General features: G+C 37.1%; 17 protein-coding genes. 11 read left to right on the top strand and 6 right to left on the bottom strand.

Features of this window, described 5'->3' with window-relative positions; all coding sequences use genetic code 11:
* Window positions 1–76: 76 nt before the first annotated feature.
* The 3 genes from AACZ92_RS14415 to xerA form a co-directional block, all read right to left on the bottom strand.
* On the bottom strand, window positions 77–565 hold the full coding sequence (locus tag AACZ92_RS14415) for a hypothetical protein (RefSeq protein WP_339702670.1): 489 nt from the start codon (window positions 563–565) through the stop codon (window positions 77–79).
* Window positions 565–1020 carry a DUF5063 domain-containing protein gene (locus tag AACZ92_RS14410; RefSeq protein WP_339702667.1) on the bottom strand — a complete coding sequence of 152 codons (456 nt, stop codon included), beginning with the start codon at window positions 1018–1020 and terminating at the stop codon, window positions 565–567. Before AACZ92_RS14410 ends, AACZ92_RS14415 begins: the two co-directional genes overlap by 1 nt.
* 65 nt (window positions 1021–1085) lie before the next feature.
* Window positions 1086–2234 carry a site-specific tyrosine recombinase/integron integrase gene (xerA, locus tag AACZ92_RS14405; RefSeq protein WP_339702664.1) on the bottom strand — a complete coding sequence of 383 codons (1149 nt, stop codon included), beginning with the start codon at window positions 2232–2234 and terminating at the stop codon, window positions 1086–1088.
* Window positions 2235–2315: 81 nt separating this feature from the next.
* On the opposite strand from xerA, the gene AACZ92_RS14400 reads away from it, so the two are divergent.
* The gene (locus tag AACZ92_RS14400) at window positions 2316–2681 is read left to right on the top strand and encodes a hypothetical protein (RefSeq protein ID WP_339702661.1); all 366 of its coding nucleotides are present in this window, start codon (window positions 2316–2318) and stop codon (window positions 2679–2681) included.
* A 317-nt stretch (window positions 2682–2998) separates the two neighbouring features.
* Here the strand turns inward: AACZ92_RS14400 and AACZ92_RS14395 are convergent, their stop codons facing one another.
* The gene (locus AACZ92_RS14395; protein ID WP_339702658.1) at window positions 2999–3220 is read right to left on the bottom strand and encodes a helix-turn-helix transcriptional regulator; all 222 of its coding nucleotides are present in this window, start codon (window positions 3218–3220) and stop codon (window positions 2999–3001) included.
* Between the two features lie 349 nt (window positions 3221–3569).
* Here AACZ92_RS14395 and AACZ92_RS14390 point away from each other — a divergent pair, with 349 nt between their 5' ends.
* Together AACZ92_RS14390 and AACZ92_RS14385 are read left to right on the top strand one after the other, a co-directional pair.
* Window positions 3570–4355: a sigma-70 family RNA polymerase sigma factor gene (locus tag AACZ92_RS14390; protein WP_339702655.1), complete on the top strand. Its 786-nt coding sequence runs from the start codon at window positions 3570–3572 to the stop codon at window positions 4353–4355.
* A complete protein-coding gene (locus AACZ92_RS14385; protein ID WP_339702652.1) occupies window positions 4352–5446 on the top strand; it encodes a hypothetical protein in 1095 nt (364 codons plus the stop codon). Before AACZ92_RS14390 ends, AACZ92_RS14385 begins: the two co-directional genes overlap by 4 nt.
* Window positions 5447–5953: 507 nt before the next feature.
* Here the strand turns inward: AACZ92_RS14385 and AACZ92_RS14380 are convergent.
* Window positions 5954–6400, bottom strand: coding sequence for a JAB domain-containing protein (locus AACZ92_RS14380; protein WP_339702673.1), 447 nt, complete (start codon window positions 6398–6400; stop codon window positions 5954–5956).
* 735 nt (window positions 6401–7135) lie between these two features.
* Between AACZ92_RS14380 and AACZ92_RS14375 the strand changes: the two genes are divergently transcribed.
* The 8 genes from AACZ92_RS14375 (at window position 7136) to AACZ92_RS14340 (ending at window position 20002) form a co-directional block, all read left to right on the top strand.
* Window positions 7136–7552 carry a hypothetical protein gene (locus tag AACZ92_RS14375; RefSeq protein WP_339702649.1) on the top strand — a complete coding sequence of 139 codons (417 nt, stop codon included), beginning with the start codon at window positions 7136–7138 and terminating at the stop codon, window positions 7550–7552.
* A gap of 107 nt (window positions 7553–7659) precedes the next feature.
* On the top strand, window positions 7660–11475 hold the full coding sequence (locus tag AACZ92_RS14370) for an efflux RND transporter permease subunit (protein ID WP_339702646.1): 3816 nt from the start codon (window positions 7660–7662) through the stop codon (window positions 11473–11475).
* On the top strand, window positions 11472–12713 hold the full coding sequence (locus AACZ92_RS14365) for a TolC family protein (RefSeq protein ID WP_339702643.1): 1242 nt from the start codon (window positions 11472–11474) through the stop codon (window positions 12711–12713). Before AACZ92_RS14370 ends, AACZ92_RS14365 begins: the two co-directional genes overlap by 4 nt.
* 1 nt (window position 12714) lies before the next feature.
* Window positions 12715–13284 (top strand): AraC family transcriptional regulator, encoded by a 570-nt coding sequence (locus tag AACZ92_RS14360; RefSeq protein WP_339702640.1) that lies wholly within the window; start codon window positions 12715–12717, stop codon window positions 13282–13284.
* Between the two features lie 200 nt (window positions 13285–13484).
* Entirely contained in the window at window positions 13485–14711 is a 1227-nt protein-coding gene (locus tag AACZ92_RS14355) for a permease (protein ID WP_339702637.1), read from the top strand.
* Between the two features lies 1 nt (window position 14712).
* Entirely contained in the window at window positions 14713–17229 is a 2517-nt protein-coding gene (locus AACZ92_RS14350) for a heavy metal translocating P-type ATPase (protein WP_339702634.1), read from the top strand.
* A gap of 20 nt (window positions 17230–17249) precedes the next feature.
* Window positions 17250–18971, top strand: a complete 1722-nt coding sequence (locus AACZ92_RS14345; protein ID WP_339702631.1) for an efflux RND transporter periplasmic adaptor subunit — start codon at window positions 17250–17252, stop codon at window positions 18969–18971.
* Window positions 18972–19123: 152 nt separating this feature from the next.
* Window positions 19124–20002, top strand: coding sequence for a DUF808 domain-containing protein (locus tag AACZ92_RS14340; protein WP_339702628.1), 879 nt, complete (start codon window positions 19124–19126; stop codon window positions 20000–20002).
* A gap of 48 nt (window positions 20003–20050) precedes the next feature.
* Here the strand turns inward: AACZ92_RS14340 and AACZ92_RS14335 are convergent, their stop codons facing one another.
* On the bottom strand, window positions 20051–20920 hold the full coding sequence (locus tag AACZ92_RS14335) for a zinc-dependent metalloprotease (RefSeq protein ID WP_339702625.1): 870 nt from the start codon (window positions 20918–20920) through the stop codon (window positions 20051–20053).
* Window positions 20921–21415: the final 495 nt, after the last annotated feature.

Below are 21415 nucleotides of genomic sequence, written 5' to 3'. Positions count from 1 at the left end.
TTAAAAAATAAAATATTATATTTGAAGAACTGGACTAGTGCTTTTCATAGGACACGTTGTTGTAACACGTTTTTATTTATAATAATTTCGAGATTCGCTCAATTTCGGCTCTCATATTCAATTCTGATTTTTCTTCTATCGAATATCCTTCTGCAACTATTTCAAAACATCTATCGTGAAAGAAGAATATAAAATGTTCGTATTTCGAAAAAAGCTCATCTTTATGATAAGGATGAACAGAATTCATTTTTATAAGCTCTTTAATCCATTCAGAGTCTATAACCTTTTGAATTGAATATGGCTCAAGTCCTAACTCATATAATGGATGTCCGCTTATTGCTTCATCATTCGGACTTCCAAATTTGAATTGTGCAAAACGGTCAAATTTTACTGTTACAATTCCTTCGTCGTCTTCGGTTCTCATATGGATTGTCGTTCCGTCCCAATTTGGGTCTACATTACTAACATAAAAAATCAAATACAGATTATGTTCGTTTGATAGAATTGTTGGTGTTGGTGCACCAACGTCAATTTGAAATTTTTCTGTTATCTGTTCTATTCTCATTATCCTTTTAAATCTTTTATGTATTTCAAGAAATTCACAAGATGTTGCTCAGAATGAATCTTCATTAAATCACAGAAATGCCATTTTGCGTTTTTCTCGGTTGTATTTTCAAAACACCATTTAACTTCAAGTAAATCCTTTATAATATCCGTTAAATCGTCAATCGCGTCTCCGGTTACTAAATCCGCATCTGGAACAATCTTATGGGATTCCCAAACTGAATGATACCAACCGAAATTTGGAAAATTTGATTCCACATTTTTCTTTATGGATTCATATTCGAAGTCTGGTTCTTCGTCATAATCTCCATCATCAAATTCTGCGTTTAAATTAAGATATTCAGAGTAAATTTCGACTAACAGTTTTTGAATTTCGTCAGTCTTATTTTCGGATTCCACATTAGGTTTTGTTCCAAATTCCGTAATGCGATTTATAAGGTTTTTTAGTTTACTCAAAGTTTGTTCTTAAATGTGTTACAACGTAGGTATAAACACTATTGCGTTTATATCTATTATATATTTCACTGTAAATATAAAGAATCTAAAGGATTTACAATTTTCTTCAAATGATCACTAGCTACATGAGTATATATTTCAGTGGTTTTTGTGCTTTTATGCCCTAATAATTGCTGTATATATCGTAAATCAATTCCATCCTCTAATAAATGTGTCGCAAAACTATGCCGTAGCATATGAGGCGTTACTCGCATCATTATACCAGCACGTTTTGCCGCTTTTCTTACAACGGTTGCTACACTAGTTTCACTATAAGGCTGTCCATTAACACCTTCAAACAAATACACAGAAGGCTTCCATTCCTTATAATAATTGCGTAATTGCTGAAGTAAGGCTTGAGATAGCAAAGTATGTCTCTCTGTATTTCCCTTCGCACCTTTAATAGAGATTAAGTTTCTTTCACTATTTATATCATGAAGAGTAAGCTTTATAAGTTCAGAGCGACGTAAACCCGCACTATATAAAGATGCAATAATGCAACGGTGTTTTAAGTTTCCTGTACTATCAATCATGGACTTAATTTGCCCTTTACTAAGCACTTTGGGTAATTTCTTTTCTTTACGAGGCCGCTCTATATGGTAAAATCGGTGCGGCATACCCAAAACTATTTCGTAATAAAATTTAATGGCATTGATGCTCTGGTTAATGTAAGAGTTAGATTTATTAGTACGCAACAAATAAAGAAGATACTCTCTAATAGCACGCTCATCTAATGCGTCTATAGCAATATTTGGAAAATAATTAATGAACTTTTCAAAACAGGAAATATAGGTTTTAGCAGTGTTCAAAGCATAGTTTTTAAGTTCCAGCTTATTTAAATAGGCTTCCGGACAAATACGCCCAGCAGTTTTAGCATGGTTTGTGGTGTAAGTGGCCAATATAAAAGGAACAGCGGTAACTGGTTTAGGCGTATTTTTAAAAAAGTGTGTTGTATTTACCCAAGCAACACCTTTAAAACGATTGAAAATAGCATCCAAATGCTGTTTTGTATTGGGAGTATATGCCATCTTGTACTTACTTGACCAAGCATAATCTAGTAATGAATGTGTAATAGCCTCAAGCGTAGGATCCTGTTGATGAATAATGCCTATGCATCTTTTATTATCTATCAATAAATGTCGAATGGTAATAGTTCTGTGAATTTTTGAATGCATATATCAAAAATTAGATTTTAAAAAATAAGAAATCGTTTATTAACCGTATAACAAACGAGTAATAATCGTATATTTACTAGTATGAATAAAAAATGTCCCGTTTGTAATCAACTAATTAAAGGAAGAAGTGATAAGCGTTTTTGTAGTGAATCCTGTAAAAGCAGCTACCATTATGAAAAACGACAAGATACTGAAGCATTTTATTTAGAAGTAGACAAGCAGCTTAAAACAAATAGAAAGATATTAAAAGCCTATAATAAAAAAGGATTTTCAACGGTAAAGAAAGAAGAATTGCTAAAGGAAGGATTTAATCCTAAATATTTCACCCATTACTGGAAAAACAAAAAAGATGATTTGTATCTATTTGTTTATGATTTTGGATTTATGAATCTCAAAAACGAAAAAAAATATCTTATCGTAAATTGGCAACCTTATATGAAGGAATAAATAGCCTATGCCCTACCCTACTAACCAATTCATAAAGATGTTTCTATAATAATGGTGGTAATTTTACCTTCTAAAAACTCAAGCTTTTTAGGTTTCGGGTCATCCTATCATAACAGAGCATAATTGAAATTAATTATCTACATCCTCTGTTTATTTAAAAATATGAATTATACGTTTGAGCAATATAATTCTTTGGAGAGGTAGAATGTGAAGTGCCTAAAAATAAAATCGTAAAACTCATAGCTTTTGGAGAAAGTAAACTATCAGGTAGGTGTTGGATAGTGACTGATTAGAAAAAGAAAGAATTGAGGATTATATTATTCAATTAAATCTTTTAAATCTATTCTAAAGAAATTAGCTAAATCTAAAAGCGTTTCAACAGTAGGATTTGTTTCTGCTCTTTCAATCCTTCCTATTTGATTTGCTGACTTCCCGATTTCTAACCCCAATTCAAATTGAGAGAGATTCTTTTTTGATCTTTCTAATTTTACTTTTGCACCTATTTTAATCAGTAGGTTAGTAAGTTCCTTTTCTTTCATTCCCTAAAAGTTGCAGAAGTAAACTGATTTTTTCAACACATATATGTGTTAATTAAAATTAATTACTATATTTGTTTGAATAACATATATTTGCGAAACTTCTTGCAGTAACATATTAGAAGCATTCGCTTTGAATCTCGCTTTTGAAAACTGGTAATTTTTATACGACGAGATGATAAGTGTAAATGCTCACGACCCGGGGCGTGGGCTTACTTATTGTCGTAAGGTATACCAGTACCTCAAAAGCATAAGTGGAGACCTGCGCCCTTTTGTATTTTGGCACTTCTTTTCTCTATTCAAAGCTCTTGTTCTTCTTTAAAGAAGCTTTGCAATATAAAAGTACCCTATTATGCCAAAAGATGAATTTAAGCTTTTAAAAAAGGGATATCCCACTGCCCTTGCCAGTATCTATGCAACCTATCGAAGGCGTATCTTCTGGGTGGGATGGCAACAGCTAAAGGATAGCTTCGTCATTGAATCCCTCGTGCAGGACACGTTCCTTAAACTATGGACGCACCGTGACCGGATAGAAAGCGCAGACCATATGTATTATTTCCTGTGCTTTGTGATGCGGCGCGAATGCATCTCCTATTATACCAAGCCCAGGACTCGCTTTCAAAGGATGGTACACTCTTTAGATCAGTATGAGAACTATCAAGACTATATGGCCGGGTACAATCCCTTGTCCGATATAGAAGATCTCAAACAGCAACAACATCAGCAAGAACGCTTTGAGCGCATTAAAAAAATATTGCCCCTGCTTGATACCGAGAAACAACATCTTTTGAAACTCTGCCTGAAACACGGTTTTCATTACAAGGCCATTGCAACTGCTATGGGCACGGGCATCACCGAGACCGCCAACAAAGTAAAGAAAACCATTGAAGAGATTAAGAAGATAGTGGACAATGGATATACCTTGGAAGGCTCGGGCAAAACACATGCATCAATAAAGCTACAGGGCGAGATGACAGAAAAGCAACGAGAGGTGCTTCGCTTGCGACTGGAAGCCAAACACTCCTTTACTGCTATCGCCACGGAGCTACAGCTATCCCAAAAAGAGGTACACCAATCCTTTATGGCAGCCTACCGATTATTACAAGAACAAGAAACTCAGCACTACCAATCCGCTTGATTATGGAAACGATGAAACTCACCCGTAAAATACAACTGCTGATCGACCTTCCCACAAAAGAAGAACGGAAAGAGACACTTGACACGCTTTATGGGTGGCAGAACCGATGTTTTCGGGCAGCCAACCTTATTGTCTCCCACCTATATGTACAAGATATGATCAAAGAGTTTCTGTACCTCTCTGAAGGGGTACGCCACAAACTAGCCGATCAAAAGAAAGACGAGCTTGGGATATTGAACCGTTCTGGTATAAACACCACCTATCGTTTGGTGTCAGATCGCTTTAAGGGAGAGATGCCCACCAACATCCTGTCCTGTCTCAATATGGCACTGCATTCCACTTTTAAAAAAGAACGGGATGCGTATTGGAAAGGGGAACGCTCTTTAAAAAACTTTCGAAGGGATATGCCCTTTCCCTTTAGTATGGAGGGAGTGAGTAAAATCGCTTATATCCCTGAGAAAAAAGCATTCTGTTTTAGGCTCTTTGGCATCCCCTTACGAACCCATCTGGGAAAAGACTTTACCGACAAGAAAAAAATATTGGAACAGGCAGTGGAAGGAACAACCTCTATTTATACTTCCCACTTACAGCTCAAAGACGGCAAGGTATTTTGGCTGGCTGTCTTTGGGATTGAGAAAGAAAACAACAACGTAAAACCAGAGGTAATAGCAGAGGCATCCCTTTCTTTGGAGTACCCTATTACGGTAAAAGCGGGCAGCAATAGAAGAACCTTTGGCACCCAAGAGGAGTTCCTCTACCGAAGGCTTGCCATTCAGGCCGCTAGAAAACGTGCACAGTCCGGAGCTAAATACAGCAAGCCTGGAAAAGGGCGTAAACGTAAGCTCAAAGCCGTAAAAAAGTTTGAACGAAAGGAACGTGACTATGTGAACTACCGTATGCACGTATACAGTAGGGAGCTAATTGATTTTTGTGTAAAGCATCAGGCAGGTACGCTCCTGCTATTGGATCAAAAAGAAAAAGAGGGCATCGCCAAAGACAAAGAGTTTGTCTTTCGCAATTGGGGGTATTACGGACTGCTTGAAAAGATACAATACAAAGCTAAAAAGGCAGGCATCGAGGTACTTATATAACGACTATTTTGCGAAGCGAGGGTGCTTGTACACCCGTAGGGTGGGGTCTAGCCGAGGCACCCACTAAGTGTCCAAAGAAAGCACATACAATGCGTGGGCTCTCTTATTTTTTTTAAAGGGAGCTCAGATATATAATGTAAAATAAGCTATTGTTTAAAACGTCTTTTCCAGACAGATTTTTGAATATGTTCGCCGAAGGTCTTCTTTTTCCTTAAAATTGGTTTTCACGGAAATTTGTCGCAAAAAAGAGCCTATTTTCAGGGGTTTTCAAGGCGTTTGACGCAAATTCACGAAAAAGTAAAAAACCACATAGTTTTAATTAATTGAAAATTAACGTATTAAAAAACGTAACATCGCAGCGCGTGTTACCCTCTTGCTTCTCATTTTTGTCCGCTCGCGGACCAAAATTTCAAACGAGTTGACCTAAAAAAGCCAACCGCTTTTTTTAAACGATTCAAACAAAAAAAACAAAACTTCTTTATTTTTTTTTAAACTAACGAATTGAAATTATAATATACCGCTATCTACAAAACTGTAGTATTGTCCATCGGGAACTAAGATAAGGTGATCTAAGAGTTTAATGTCAAATATTTCTGCGGCTGTTTTTATTTTTTGAGTGAGGCGTTTATCCGCTTCACTGGGTTTTAACGTGCCACTGGGATGGTTATGCAAAAGGATAACTGCTGTGGCTAAACTTTTCAGCAGTACAGCAAATACAATACGGATATCTACTAATGTTCCAGTAATGCCTCCTTTAGAAACTTCATAAATACCCTTTACCTTATTACTGTTGTTAAGCAATATTATTTTAAAAGACTCATAGAGGGCAATGGTATTTTGGTTCCAATGGGAATAAGCCAACTCCGCAGCACTTTGTGAGGAAGTAATGGAAAGTAGAATATTGGACTGAAGATTACCACTGTAAGAAAGTGTAATTTCATTGATATGGCTCAAGGTAATTTTTTCATTATCTGACTCAAAAGCACCTTCTGGAAAATTAGATTTACTTATTGTATCTTGAGCGTGTGCCTTTTTTTGTTTTAAGTTTTTTTCTGTTGGAATACTATTAGCTGTTTTCATAATTTGAGATTTTTAGATTTACTTCCCGTAGCGCCGTCACGGTACCTTTTTTTGTTGCTGAGATGCATTAGAATATTTTGGATTGAAGAGGACTTATAAAAGGGAGTAAGCGACCGGTTATGCAGTCCGGTCAACTCCAAAATATTCTTCTTTTGCTGTCAAAAAGAGGAAACGGGATAGGGAAGAAAGGGTTCTAATAGGTAGCTTATAAAGCAGTTAAGATAAGAAAACTAAAGCAAAAGGGAAGTCTTAAAAATTATTTATATCAGTTTAAATAGTTTTAATTATAGGAAAATTGTATTTTTATTCAGTCTTGAAGGTGTCAAATTACTTTAAGCAAGTTCATTAAAAATGGTAGTTAATCGGTCAGTTGAAAAACTCAACACTTCCTTTAACACATAAGAATACTACTCATTGCGTGGCTTTACGGTAATACTGTAGTAGTTACAACTCGAGAGGACATAATCCTGGCAAGGTCACAACATTAAATAAACCACGCTCCTAAGAGCGTGGTTTTGTTTTTTAAAGGAAAATTGAGCTTGCTCAAAAAAAGCTTCAATTTTCTATTCCTCACTTGCTATTTCAAAAATTAGTACCTTTGTATTTAATATGAAACAATTTATCCACAAATTAGGTGCAGTTTCCTTGGCATTTTTAGTGCTCTTCACTACGATGTCATTCACTGTAAACATGCACTATTGTGGAGAAATGCTAGTTGATTATAGTTTTACACAGCACGTTAAGACTTGTGGTATGGAGATTCAAACTTCTCCAGAAAGTTGTGACTCCAATATCACTAAAGACTCTTGTTGTAAAGACAAGCAATTAATTGTAGAGGGAGAAGATAACTTAAAGCTTTCATTTGAAAACCTCTCTCTAGAGCAGCAAACCTTCATAACTACTTTTGTTTATTCTTACATAGACCTTTTTGAGACCGTTGAAGAAAGTAACGATTCTTTTAAAGATTACTCCCCACCCTATCTCATAGAAGAGATTTCCCTTTTACACCAGACGTTTCTTATTTGATATTTTAGACAGTACTCATTTTACTCTTTAGCAAACTACCTAAAGAGCAAACCCTTTTGTTTGTGACCTTGTCACAAGCTTGTTTAACTGTTTAATTATCAAACTTTATGCTGAATAAAAGCATCAAATTTTTAATAGAAAACAAACTAGTAGCAGTTTTATTACTCGTTTTATTTGTCGGTTGGGGTATTGTTACCGCTCCTTTTAATTGGGATACTGGTATCTTACCAACAGACCCAGTGGCTGTTGATGCCATTCCAGATATTGGTGAAAATCAACAGATTGTCTTTACTAAATGGCAAGGACGATCGCCACAGGATATTGAAGATCAAATAACGTATCCATTAACTACTTCGTTACTTGGTATTTCTGGGGTAAAAACCATCCGTAGCTCGTCTATGTTTGGCATTTCGAGTATCTATATCATTTTTGAAGAAGATGTAGAATTTTACTGGAGCCGAAGTCGGATTCTTGAAAAATTAAACTCTCTCCCTTCCGGGTTACTTCCTGAAGGAGTTAACCCTTCATTAGGTCCCGATGCAACCGGATTAGGACAAATTTTCTGGTACACTTTAGAAGGTCGCGATAAAGATGGCAATGTTACTGGCGGTTGGGATTTACACGAACTACGAAGCATTCAAGATTACTATGTAAAATATGCACTTTCCTCTGCCAGCGGTGTTTCTGAAGTAGCTTCCATCGGTGGTTACGTTCAAGAATATCAAATTGACGTAAACCCTGAATTAATGCGCCAATACAACATTAGTTTAGACCAAGTAGTATCAGCTGTAAAACAAACCAACCAAGATATTGGGGCACAAACATTAGAAATTAATAAAGCCGAATACCTGGTGCGAGGCTTGGGCTATATTCAATCGATTGATGATATTGAAAATGCGGTCATTACTTCCAAAGATTTTACTTCTATTCGCATCAATGAGATTGCAAAAGTTAGTTTAGGTCCCGAAACCCGTCGAGGGATTTTGGACAAAGAAGGTGCCGAGGTTGTTGGCGGAGTGGTTGTTGCTCGTTATGGCGCCAACCCAATGGAAGTGATTAACAATGTGAAAGACAAAATAAACGAACTCAGTGCCGGGCTTCCTTCCAAAACATTTTCCGATGGTCGTACATCACAACTTACTATTGTCCCTTTCTATGATCGAACCGAATTAATTCAAGAAACCCTTGGCACCTTAAACGAAGCTTTGACCTTAGAAATCCTAATAACCATTTTGGTTATCGTAATTATGGTTTTTAATCTTCGAGCGTCCATTCTTATTTCAGGATTATTACCCGTTGCTGTATTGATGGTTTTTATCGCCATGAAAATATTCAATGTAGATGCAAACATTGTTGCACTTTCGGGTATTGCCATTGCTATTGGTACGATGGTCGATGTTGGGGTGATTCTTTCAGAAAATATTATTAGGCACCTAGAAGAAAACAAAAACAAACTTCCTATAAACAATGTAGTGTACAATGCAACTTCTGAAGTTTCCGGAGCCATTCTTACCGCTGTATTAACAACTATTATCAGTTTTATACCAGTATTTACAATGGTCGGTGCCGAAGGGAAGCTGTTCCGTCCATTGGCTTTTACGAAGACCATGGCGCTTACGGCTTCTATTATTGTAGCTCTGTTCTTAATTCCACCATTTGCTGCGTTTCTTTTCAGAAAGAAAAACATACAGTCTGTTTTCGGCCATATTTTGCATTCTATATTATTACTTATCGGAATCGTAGCCATTGCTTATGGGTATTGGTTAGGACTTATCCTTATCGCTTTTGGAGCAACTGGTTTCTTAAAAAACCCAAAAGTTGCAGCTCGTTTTTCTGAAAAATTAGTACTGCGAGAACAGCGAATCAATACGATTAACATTATTATTTCAGCTATAGCGATCGTCTTTCTATTAGCTGAATATTGGCGCCCATTAGGATTTGACCGTAGCCTGATTATGAATTTATTATTTGTAAGCCTTATCTGTTTTGGACTGCTGGCTGTATTCTGGATTTTTATGCGGTACTACACCCGAATTTTAAATTGGTGCCTACAAAACAAAGCATTGTTCTTATCCGTCCCTGCCGTTATCGTTATTCTAGGGTTTTTAATTATGAAAAACACCGGAAAAGAGTTTATGCCATCGCTAAATGAAGGTTCCTTCCTATTGATGCCCACTTCCCTACCCCATGCGGGTGTAGAAGAAAACAAACGGGTGTTACAACAATTAGATATGGCCGTTGCCAGTATTCCTGAAGTTGAAACCGTAGTCGGCAAAGCTGGCCGCACCGAGTCAGCCCTCGACCCTGCGCCACTTTCCATGTATGAAAACATCATTCAATACAAATCGGAATACATGCTGAATGAAGCTGGAAGCCCCCAACGTTTCAAAATAAATGACGATGGCTTTTTTGTACTGAAAAATGGTAGTCTGATTGAAAATGTCAATACAAATGTTAGTTCGAGCGCAGTTGAGGACACTGAAACGAGCAAATACAACACCTCGACTGCAATTGATGTAACAAGAGAACAATTAATTCCAGATGAAGACGGCGAATACTTCCGAAATTGGCGTCCTGAAATTCAATCGCCAGACGATATTTGGAATGAAATTGTAAAAGTCACCAAATTACCGGGTGTTACCTCAGCCCCAAAATTACAGCCTATAGAAACCCGTTTGGTCATGTTACAAACTGGGATGCGAGCACCTATGGGTATTAAGGTTAAAGGCCAAGATTTAAAACAAATTGAAGCCTTTGGCATGCAGCTGGAAACTATTTTAAAGCAAGTGGAAGGTGTAAAAGAACAAACTGTTTTTGCCGACCGCATTGTGGGTAAACCTTATTTGCTATTAGATATTGACAGAAATAAGTTAGGCAGGTACGGTATTTCCATTGAAACCGTACAGCAAACCTTACAAGTAGCCATTGGCGGTATGCCGTTAACGCAAACTGTAGAAGGCAGGGAACGCTATTCGGTTCGTGTTCGGTATCCAAGGGAGTTACGGGAAAATCCAACCGATTTAAAAAACATCTATGTTCCGGTTGAAGGTGGAAGTCCTGTTCCGTTAGGGGAATTGGTTGATATTCGCTACGAGCAAGGACCGCAGGTGATAAAAAGTGAAGACACCTTTTTAGTGGGCTATGTGCTTTTCGATAAGCTGGATGGTTTTGCTGAAGTGAATGTGGTGGAAAAAGCACAACAAGCGATTCAAGACAAAATAGATTCAGGCGAATTAACCGTTCCAAAAGGGATTAATTATCAATTTACGGGAACGTATGAAAATCAAGTTCGAGCTGAGAAAACACTTTCTGTAGTTGTTCCATTAGCGTTATTGATTATTTTTTTAATCCTGTATTTTCAATTTAAATCGGCAGCTACTTCTTTTATGGTGTTTAGCGGAATAGCTGTTGCTTTCGCCGGTGGGTTTATAATGATTTGGCTGTACGGACAAGAATGGTTTTTAAATTTTGGGTTTTTCGGAGAAAATCTGCGAGATCTTTTTCAAATGCACCCAATAAATTTAAGCGTAGCTGTATGGGTTGGTTTTATTGCATTGTTCGGTATTGCAACCGATGATGGTGTAGTGATGGCCACCTACCTTACCCAAACATTTAAAAGAAATGTTCCTACCACTAAACAACAAATACGAAACGCTGTAATTGAATCTGGACAGAAACGAATTCGTCCTTGTTTAATGACGACGGCTACAACAATTCTCGCCTTGTTACCTATTTTAACAGCAACAGGTCGCGGAAGCGATATTATGATCCCGATGGCGATTCCTAGTTTTGGTGGGATGCTTATTGCATTAATCACCCTATTTGTAGTTCCAGTATTGTATAGTTGGCGTGCGGAAACAGTTCTTTCTAAGAAGCAAAGGATTGAGAATAATGAATCAAGACCTAAAAACGAATTAAAATGAAAACAATAAAAATTAATATGACAAATAGGTTTGTCCTGATTCTCGTTGCTTGTTTTCTGAGTCAAGTAAGCAGTGGGCAAGACTTGGAAAGCTATATTCAAGAAGCACAGCAAAACAATCCTGATATTCAGGCAGTGGAATTGCGGTATAACATTTCAGAAGAAAAAGTAAATGAAAGCAACACACTTCCGAATACTGAAGTGAGTGCCGGATATTTTATTAGTGAGCCCGAAACCCGTACCGGAGCACAAAAGGCACGGTTTTCGGTTAAGCAGATGATTCCGTGGTTTGGTACATTTTCAGCACGAGAGGAATATGCTACTTCGATGGCCGAAGCTGATTATGTAAAACTTGCTATTTCAAAACGTAAGTTGGCTTTATCGGTTTCTGAAACGTATTATCAGTTATACGCCTTACAAGCAAAGCAAAACATTTTAGATGAAAACATTGAGCTTTTAAAAACCTATAAAGAATTGGCGCTAACTTCGGTTGAAGTTGCCAATGCTTCAGCGGTAGATGTTTTAAAATTACAAATAAGACAAAACGAATTGCTTCAGAAAAAAGAAGTGTTGCGACAAGATTTTATAGCAAAACAAAGTGCGTTCAATACGCTTTTAAACAAAAATAAAGAGGCTTCGGTTACTGTGGTAGATTCGTTGTTTCTTCCTTCAAAAAAAATAACTTCGGAAGTGAAAAACCTAAACCTTCATCCTGAATTATTACAATATGATAAATTATATGAGTCTGTCGCTTTTTCTGAAGAACTGAATCAAAAAGAGTTACAGCCTAATCTAGGAGTAGGTTTGGATTATATTCCGGTTGCCGAGCGGCCCGATATGAATTTTACCGATAACGGAAAAGATATTGTCATGCCTATGGTTTCGGTATCTATCCCCATCTTTAATTCAAAGTACAAATCCATTTCAAAACAAAATAAGCTGAAACAACAGGAAATCACAGCACAGAAAGAAGAGCAAAAAAACAAACTCGAAAATGCCTTGAAAGCCACGCAAAGTAGGTTGGAAACAGCACGAATAACCTATAACACACAACAAAAAAACTTACAGCAAGCAAAAGATGCAGAAGAAATCTTGATTAAAAACTATGAAACTGGCACTATTGATTTTAATGACGTTTTGGACATTCAAGAGTTGCAGTTAAAATTTGGAATCAACAGCATTGAAGCTATTAAAGAATATTACGTACAGTCCGCAAACATTAACTATTTAACCAACTAAGATGGAAAAGGATTTTTATATAAAAAATATGGTTTGTAATCGGTGTATTAAGGTCGTTCGTGATGAGTTGGAAGCCGCTCAATTTGATGTAATTCAAGTAGAGTTGGGAAAAGTAACCCTACAAGTAGAGAAAGATGAAACTATAAACGACAAGGTCAATAGTGTTTTAACCAAAAATGGGTTTTCATTACTAACCAAAATAAATGAACAAGTAGTTGAAAAAGTAAAAGTAACAATCCTATCGCTTTTTAAAGAACTACCCCTTCAACTAAAAGAAAAATTATCTGAGTATTTATCAAAAAAATTACATCTAGAATACTCAAAAATAAGTAAGCTTTTTTCGTACACCGAAAAAATAACCATTGAAAAGTATTTCATCAAAGTTAAAATAGAAAAGGTAAAAGAGTTGATTCAGGTTGGAGAATTAAATTTCACGCAAATAAGTCAATTATTGGATTACAGTAACGTAAACCACCTAAGTTCTCAGTTTAAAAATGAAACAGGAATGAGTCTAACGCAATACAAAGCTATGGATCAAAATTTTCGAAATCCTTTAGACCAAATTGTATAGATAATAACCATAATTATGGAACAAACCACTGACAATCAAAATTACCTTTGTAAGGTCCTTGAAAAAAGGAGAAGCATCTATTTGATAATTTTATTAATTCCATGCAGAGGCAAAGCTTTCTAAGAAAGAAAAAAGAAGCGCTAACATTTAAAAATCACCTATAAATCATACCATTAAGTTATTAAAATAAATAAGCAACTATGAATAATTTTCTAAAACAATGGGGCGAGGCAGCCTATACGACCACCGGATTCTTCTGGATGGCACTTTGGGCATTTATCTTAGGGTATATTATTAGCAGTATGATACAAATTTTTGTGACCGAAAAAGGCATGCAAAAAGCTATGGGTGAAAAAGAAAGTAAAGGTTTATTGCTAGGCACCTTCTTTGGTTTTATTAGCAGTTCATGCAGTTTTGCAGCCTTGGCTTCAACAAAAAGTATTTTCAAAAAGGGAGCTAGTTTCATTTCCTCTATTGCTTTTTTACTGGCGTCTACCAATTTGGTTATTGAGTTAGGAATCATTATTTCCATCTTCTTAGGGTGGCAATTTGTCGTTGGCGAATATGTAGGAGGCATTTTGCTAATCTTGATTTGTTGGATCCTAATCCGTGTTATAAATCCTAAAAAATTAATTAAAAAAGCAAGAAAGAATCTTGAAAATGAAGATGACGATCAAATCGACGATTCTAAGGATTGGAAAAAACAAATTCAAAAAGAAAGCAGTTGGGCAAGGGTAGCTAAAAAATACAAAATGGAATGGCAGATGGTGTGGAAGGATGTCACAGTAGGCTTTACTATTGCTGGTATTGTCGCAGCTTTTGTACCCGATTCATTTTTTCAGACACTTTTTATAAATAGTGGCCAAGGCAATACAGACTTTACCTTTTTAGAAATCCTAGAACATATTATTATAGGGCCTGTTGCTGCATTTTTAACTTTCATTGGATCTATGGGTAATATTCCGTTAGCTGCGTTGCTGTTTGGCAAGGGTGTAAGCTTTGCAGGAGTAATGGCCTTTATTTTTAGTGATTTAGTAGTGTTTCCAGTTTTGCGCATCAATGCAAAATACTATGGCTGGAAAATGTCACTTTTTATAGTATTTCTTCTTTTCACTGCTTTAATAGGTACTTCGCTTGCTTTGCATTATAGCTTTGACTTGTTCAATATTTTACCGGATCCTTCCCAAGTAAAAATTCAAGATAGTGAGTATTTCAAAATAGATTATACCTTCTTTTTAAATATTATTTTTCTACTTATTTCAGGATATCTTATTTATTTGGGCTTTTTCAAGAAAAAGGATGTGGATCATAACATGAGCGAAATGGCACCCAAAAGTCAATTGCTGGAAAACATTTTAAAATATGCAGCCTTCATCTGCTACCTTTGGTTAGCTGGCGGTTTGCTTGTTAAATTCTTTATTCAATAATATGAAACACACCTATCACATACACGGAATGACGTGTAACGGATGTCGGTCACACGTTGAACAAACCTTGTCTAAGGTTTTCGGGGTGAGCCAAGCTCAAGTAGACTTAGAAAAGGAAGAAGCTGTTATTACAATGGAAAACCACATTCCTATTACAGCTTTTCAAAAAGCATTAGAGGATGATGGTGGATCGTATAGTATACATCCAGAAGGAGAAAAGCCGAAAGAAAATGGAAATAAGACTAGAAATACTAAGGAAACGACTTCAGTAGCTAAAGGAACTAAGTTTTATTGCCCTATGCATTGTGAAGGCGACAAAACCTACGACAAGCCGGGAGATTGCCCTGTTTGTGGGATGGATTTGGTGGCCGAGATAAACACAACACCTACTTCTTCGGAAGAATGGACGTGTCCCATGCACCCAGAAGTAATTAAAAACGAAGCTGGTCCCTGCCCTATTTGCGGAATGGATTTAGTTCCAAAACAACCGGATCTTTCGGCAGAAGAAAAAACATACAACAAACTCATTAAAAAATTCTGGCTAGCGTTGGGCTTTACACTGCCCATCTTTCTAATTGCGATGTCTGAAATGATTCCTAACAATCCTCTTTACGATATCTTAAACCAAAAATATTGGAACTGGATTCAATTTGGCCTTTCGCTCCCTGTGGTTTTCTATGCTACTTGGATGTTCTTTGAACGCGCCTACCGAAGTATTAAAACGTGGAATCTAAATATGTTTACCTTAATTGGTATTGGCGCTGGGGTAGCTTGGATTTTTAGTGTCTTCGGAATGTTAGTTCCCGATTTTTTCCCTGCTCAGTTTAAAACCGAATCAGGCACCGTGCATGTGTATTTTGAGGCAGCAACTGTTATTTTAACCTTAGTTTTAATGGGGCAAGTACTGGAAGCTCGTGCCCACAGTAAAACCAACAGCGCAGTAAAAGAATTATTAAAACTCGCTCCCAACAAAGCCATTCGTATCGTAGATGGTCAAGAGGAAGAAATAACCATAGAACAAATACAGACTGGTGATATTCTAAGAGTAAAACCGGGCGACAAAATCCCAGTAGACGGAAGCATTACGGAAGGAAACACCTCAGTTGATGAATCCATGATTACTGGAGAACCTATACCGGTTGATAAACAAAGTGGCGATACAGTAAGCAGTGGGACTATTAATGGGACACAATCCTTTTTAATGAAAGCTGAAAAGGTGGGGGCTGATACGCTCCTATCTCAAATTATTAAGATGGTAAACGATGCTAGTCGTAGCCGAGCACCCATTCAAAAGCTGGCTGATACCTTTTCTGGTTATTTTGTACCGATTGTAGTATTGGTTTCCGTACTCACTTTTATTCTTTGGACCATTTGGGGTCCCGATCCTGCTTATGTGTATGCCCTAGTAAATGCCATCGCCGTGCTAATTATCGCTTGCCCTTGTGCACTCGGATTGGCAACACCTATGTCCGTTATGGTAGGCGTTGGAAAAGGGGCACAAAACGGAGTGCTTATCAAGAATGCCGAAGCACTTGAGAAAATGGATAAGATCAACACCCTAATTATTGATAAAACGGGTACTATTACTGAAGGAAAACCCACTGTTTCAGAAATTGGAAAGGCTGAGACAGGTTCTCTTTCAAAAGAAGAAGTATTGCAATACATTGTTTCTTTAAACAACTTAAGTGAACATCCGTTAGCCGAAGCAACTGTTACCTACGGAAAAGAAAAAGAGATTGACTTTCTAAAAGCTGAAAACTTCAATTCCATTACCGGTAAAGGCGTGGAAGGCATCGTAAACGGGAAAAAGACCACTTTAGGAAATGAAAAGATGATGGAAGCGGCCAATGCTACCCTTTCCGAAGCCATGAAAAAAACAGCTCAATCGTTTCAAAAGAAAGGAAAAACCGTATCCTATCTGGCGGTCGATGGTGAAGCAGTTGGCTATGTGGTAATTGGTGACAAAATAAAAAAGACTAGTAAAAAGGCGATTCAGACGCTTCAAAAAAAGGGAATCGATGTGATTATGCTTACCGGCGATAATCATGACACCGCCCAAGCAGTGGCCAGCGAATTGCAATTGGCCGATTTTAAGGCTGGCATGCTTCCAAAAGACAAACTAGATGAAGTAACCCGTTTACAAAACGAAGGTAAAAAAGTAGCTATGGCCGGCGATGGCATAAACGATGCACCTGCCCTTGCCAAAAGTGATGTCGGGATTGCTATGGGAACTGGCACCGATGTCGCTATAGAAAGTGCCGAAATCACCCTGGTAAAAGGCGACCTAAACGGCATTGTAAAAGCACGAAACCTAAGTGATGCCGTTATGAAGAACATCAAACAGAATTTGTTCTTTGCTTTAATATACAACACTTTGGGTATTCCCATTGCAGCAGGCGTGTTGTTCCCAGTATTTGGATTATTACTATCGCCCATGATTGCAGCATTGGCGATGAGTTTTAGTTCGGTTTCGGTGATTGCGAATTCATTGCGGTTACGAAACACATCCATTGATTAACATTTTATAAAATAAAGATTATGAAAAAATACATCATATATTTCGGTTTGCTCTTAGTAGGGTTGCTATTGGGTTTTGTTTTCTTCGGAAATACTTCAGATGATGATACTTCAGTCACAAAAGAAAATCACAATCATTCAGAAGAATCCCAACAATGGACCTGCTCTATGCATCCGCAAATTATGCAACCAGAACCCGGAGACTGTCCCATTTGCGGGATGGACCTAATCCCTGCCGAAACCACCGCAGACGGATTGGCTGCCGATCAATTTACCATGACCAAAAACGCCATGGCTTTGGCCAATATACAAACAACAGTTGTGGGCAGTGCTGACACTGCAGAAGATGACATGCTAACCCTTTCCGGAAAAATAATGGAAAACGAAGAGGCAACCGCTATTCAACCGGCTCATTTTAATGGAAGAATAGAACGGTTGTACGTTAATACAGTAGGTGAAACCGTAAAAAAAGGACAAGCTGTCGCAACAATCTATTCTCCAGAATTGGTAAGCGCACAACAAGAATTGATTACTGCATACAGACTAAAAGAATCACAACCCAAATTGTATGAAGCCGTCCGTAAAAAACTACACAATTGGAAAATACACGGCCCACAATTGGATAAAATAGAACGTACTGGCGAGGTACAGACTTACTTCACTATTTATTCGCATGTTAGCGGAGTTGTTACAGAATTATTAGTAAAAGAAGGAGCTCATATTATGGATGGTAAACCTATATTTAGAGTCAGTAATCTCAATACAGTGTGGGCTTCTTTTGATGTGTATGAAGGGCAGATTTCTCAAATAGACAAGGATCAACCAATAACGATTACCACCAATGCCTATCCCAATAAAGAGTTTACAGCAAAGCTTTCGTTTGTAGACCCACTATTGAATACACAAACCAGAACCGTTTCCGTAAGGGCTACATTAAACAATTCCGAAGGTTATTTTAAGCCTGGTATGTTTGTTTCGGGTAAAATTAAGGGTGTAGATCCTTCTGGTTCGTTACAAGTAACCGTTCCTTCCAGCGCAGTATTGTGGACTGGCGAACGTTCCTTAATTTATATAAAAACTGGAACCAATCCTCCTACATTCCAAATGCGCGAAGTCACTTTAGGAGCTAAATCTGGAGACACTTACATTATTACCGATGGATTAGTTTCAGGAGATGAAATCGTCACCAACGGTACCTTTACCGTCGATGCTGCTGCCCAACTACAAGGAAAAAAATCAATGATGAACCGGAATAAAGTTGAAACTGAAATCGAAATGGAGGATGAAACAATGAAGGTGATGGAGCTTTCAGAATCGTTTCAAAAGAAATTAAAAAACATGCTACCTGATTATTTTAGTATGAAAGATGCTTTTGTGAACAGCAATGCTCTAAAGGTTTCACAGTTTGCTACCGAATTGAAAGCTAAACTGGGAAAGATTGTCTTAACAGATTTGGGAACAATGGAACAAAGTCACGTAAAAAAGACTAATCAATTATTAGGCATCATTTCAGAAAGCAACGATCTGGAAAACCAGCGCAGCCACTTTGTAAGACTCAATGAAACTATGATTCCATTATTGAAAAATGTAAAAGGAATTTCTGAAATTATTTTTATTCAAAAATGCCCGATGGCAAACACCAATAAAGGCGCTTCCTGGCTTAGTAATAAACAAGAAATTAGAAATCCTTATTTTGGAGAAGCGATGATGACTTGCGGTAGTGTGATTGATTCTATTCAATAATTCAGAAGCAACTACAGTACACTTATAGCTACTGTTTTGAAGATATTTTATAAACTTTTGCAAATGGAAGTGCCTCATTTAAAAATTTCTATTGATTTTTGCATCTTTAAAACCTATAAGAACCAATACTCTATTTAAAAATAACGTACCCTATGGCTTCAGGATTTTTTGCTCTTCTCGATGATATTGCCGCTCTTATGGACGACGTTTCTGTTATGAGTAAAGTAGCAGCTAAAAAAACGGCGGGTATTTTAGGAGATGATTTAGCCGTAAATGCTGAAAAAGCCTCGGGGTTTATGTCCTCAAGAGAATTGCCTGTCCTCTGGTCCATTACAAAAGGGTCTTTTTTAAACAAGCTGATTATACTTCCCATTGCCTTTTTATTAAGTGCTTTTTTACCAATAGCCATCACGGTTATTCTTTTAATTGGCGGGCTTTATCTTGCGTATGAAGGTGCTGAGAAAATATATGAGTTTTTGGTCCCGCATGCCCACGGCGACGAAGAAGAGGCTTTGCAAGACCTTTCAAAAGAAGAGTTGATGAGCCTAGAAAAAGAACGGGTTAAATCGGCTATCTTAACCGATTTTATTCTCTCTATTGAAATTGTGATTATAGCTTTGGGTACAGTCGCCCAAGAGACACTTACTATGCAAATTATTGTTGTTTCAATTATTGCTTTAATCGCCACAGTTGGAGTCTATGGTATTGTCGCTCTATTGGTACGTATGGATGAGTTTGGACTTAAATTGATTGACTTAAATGAAAGGGACGATAGTTTTTCCGATAAAATTGGCCGGTTTTTAGTTGCAGCTCTACCTAAAATAATTAAAGGTCTTAGCATAATTGGAACTATTGCACTGCTCTTGGTATCTGGCGGACTTTTTGTTCACAATGTCGAATTTGTACATCATTTGGTTGAAAGCTTTCCTTCTATATTGGGTGAGTTCGTGGTAGGCCTTGTAGTTGGATTTGTGGTTCTGTTTATTATAATCGGTATAAAAAAAGCCTGGAAATTGATATCAAAAAAATAATAGCCTACCGTAACGGCAGGCTATTAAAGACTAAGTCAAATAAGTTAGTTAGTATAACTCTTGTAAGGCAGTTATATCGTTGTTATTAAACTCCCCATCTTCGCTGGAACTGAAGCAGGCCAACATTATCGATGTAGGATCATAACCAGTAGGTGTACCATCAATATGGTTGGCACCTACACCACCATCACCTTCATTTGAGTTTTGTCCACAACTTTGACGACTAAACCAATCGGTGTGGCGGAAACCAACAGAGTGTCCTATCTCATGTGTAATTACGTGTTCGTTCACGTTAGTACTATATCCTGAAAGTCCGTAAATTTGCACAAACTTATAAGGGTATCCATTACTTGGAAAACCAGCACTTCCTCCAGCACCACTAGGATTGTTAACGGTATTATTATACACTACCATATCCTTATCTTGGTAATTGGTTCCAAAAGATAAATCAAAACTTATGGAAACGCCACTTAAGTTATTATAATTGTTAACAGCATATTGTAAAGCGGTTTGCTCCTTACTAGAAAGCGCTTGACTACCACCGGTAAACCCAATAATAGAAATAGTACGCCCTTGGCTCACCAAATTATCGGTGCTGTATTGTCGGCCATCACCTTCCTCTGCGGCATCGGCCATAGCAAAAAGTTGGTCTTCAGTAAGAACTAAGTCTTTTTCAATGTATAGACGTTCTTCGGTAGTTCCATCGGGGAAATGAAACGTATCATACTTTATATAGTCACTGTTTAAATCTAGTTTAATAACTGCGTCTTTCACTTTTTTGGGGATTTTCTTTTGTGAAACGTCAGCTATTAAATCTGCATTGTCTGTTGTCGGGGTTTCGTTTTCATCCTTTGAACAGGACACGAATACCAGACTCAGGGCAAGTATGCCCATAAGTCCCATTTTAATTGTTCTCATAGTTACTAGTTTGTATTAATGAATAATTTGTTAAGTTAACCTGAGATAAAATTATGTAATAATTAAGAAAACAACAAGATTAGGGCGTTAAAATTATCATTTTAACAATTAAAATCGACTTTTATCGTCATTATAGCAACAAACAAGACAAATCAATAAACACACTCCAATACCCTGAAAGAGAAATAAGTACATTAGCAAAATAATCCGTATTTTCCTACAGAATTAGTAGAGTTTTCAGTTGTGGGTCTCGATACAAATTTGAAGCTTGCTGGTGCATCTTCAAATTCACTCGACCTGACAGGTTTAGGATTCAGTGAGTGGTGAGTTATGAGTCAATGAGTGGTTAGTAGTTAAAATTGAAACGGATGGTTTAAATACACAAATTGTTTGTTTGTAAAATCCATACTCTATTTGTTTATAAAGAATGTGTTAAGCCTTTAATTTTATGCTATTGGACGCTTTTTTATTAAAGGGGGGCTTTGTTGTATGCTT

Origin of the sequence: uncultured Marixanthomonas sp., assembly GCF_963974425.1 — a bacterium.
In the GTDB taxonomy this organism is placed as follows: Bacteria; Bacteroidota; Bacteroidia; order Flavobacteriales; family Flavobacteriaceae; genus Marixanthomonas.
The sequence above is the reverse complement of the archived record's forward strand: the minus strand, read 5'-3'. Positions and strand labels throughout refer to the sequence as shown.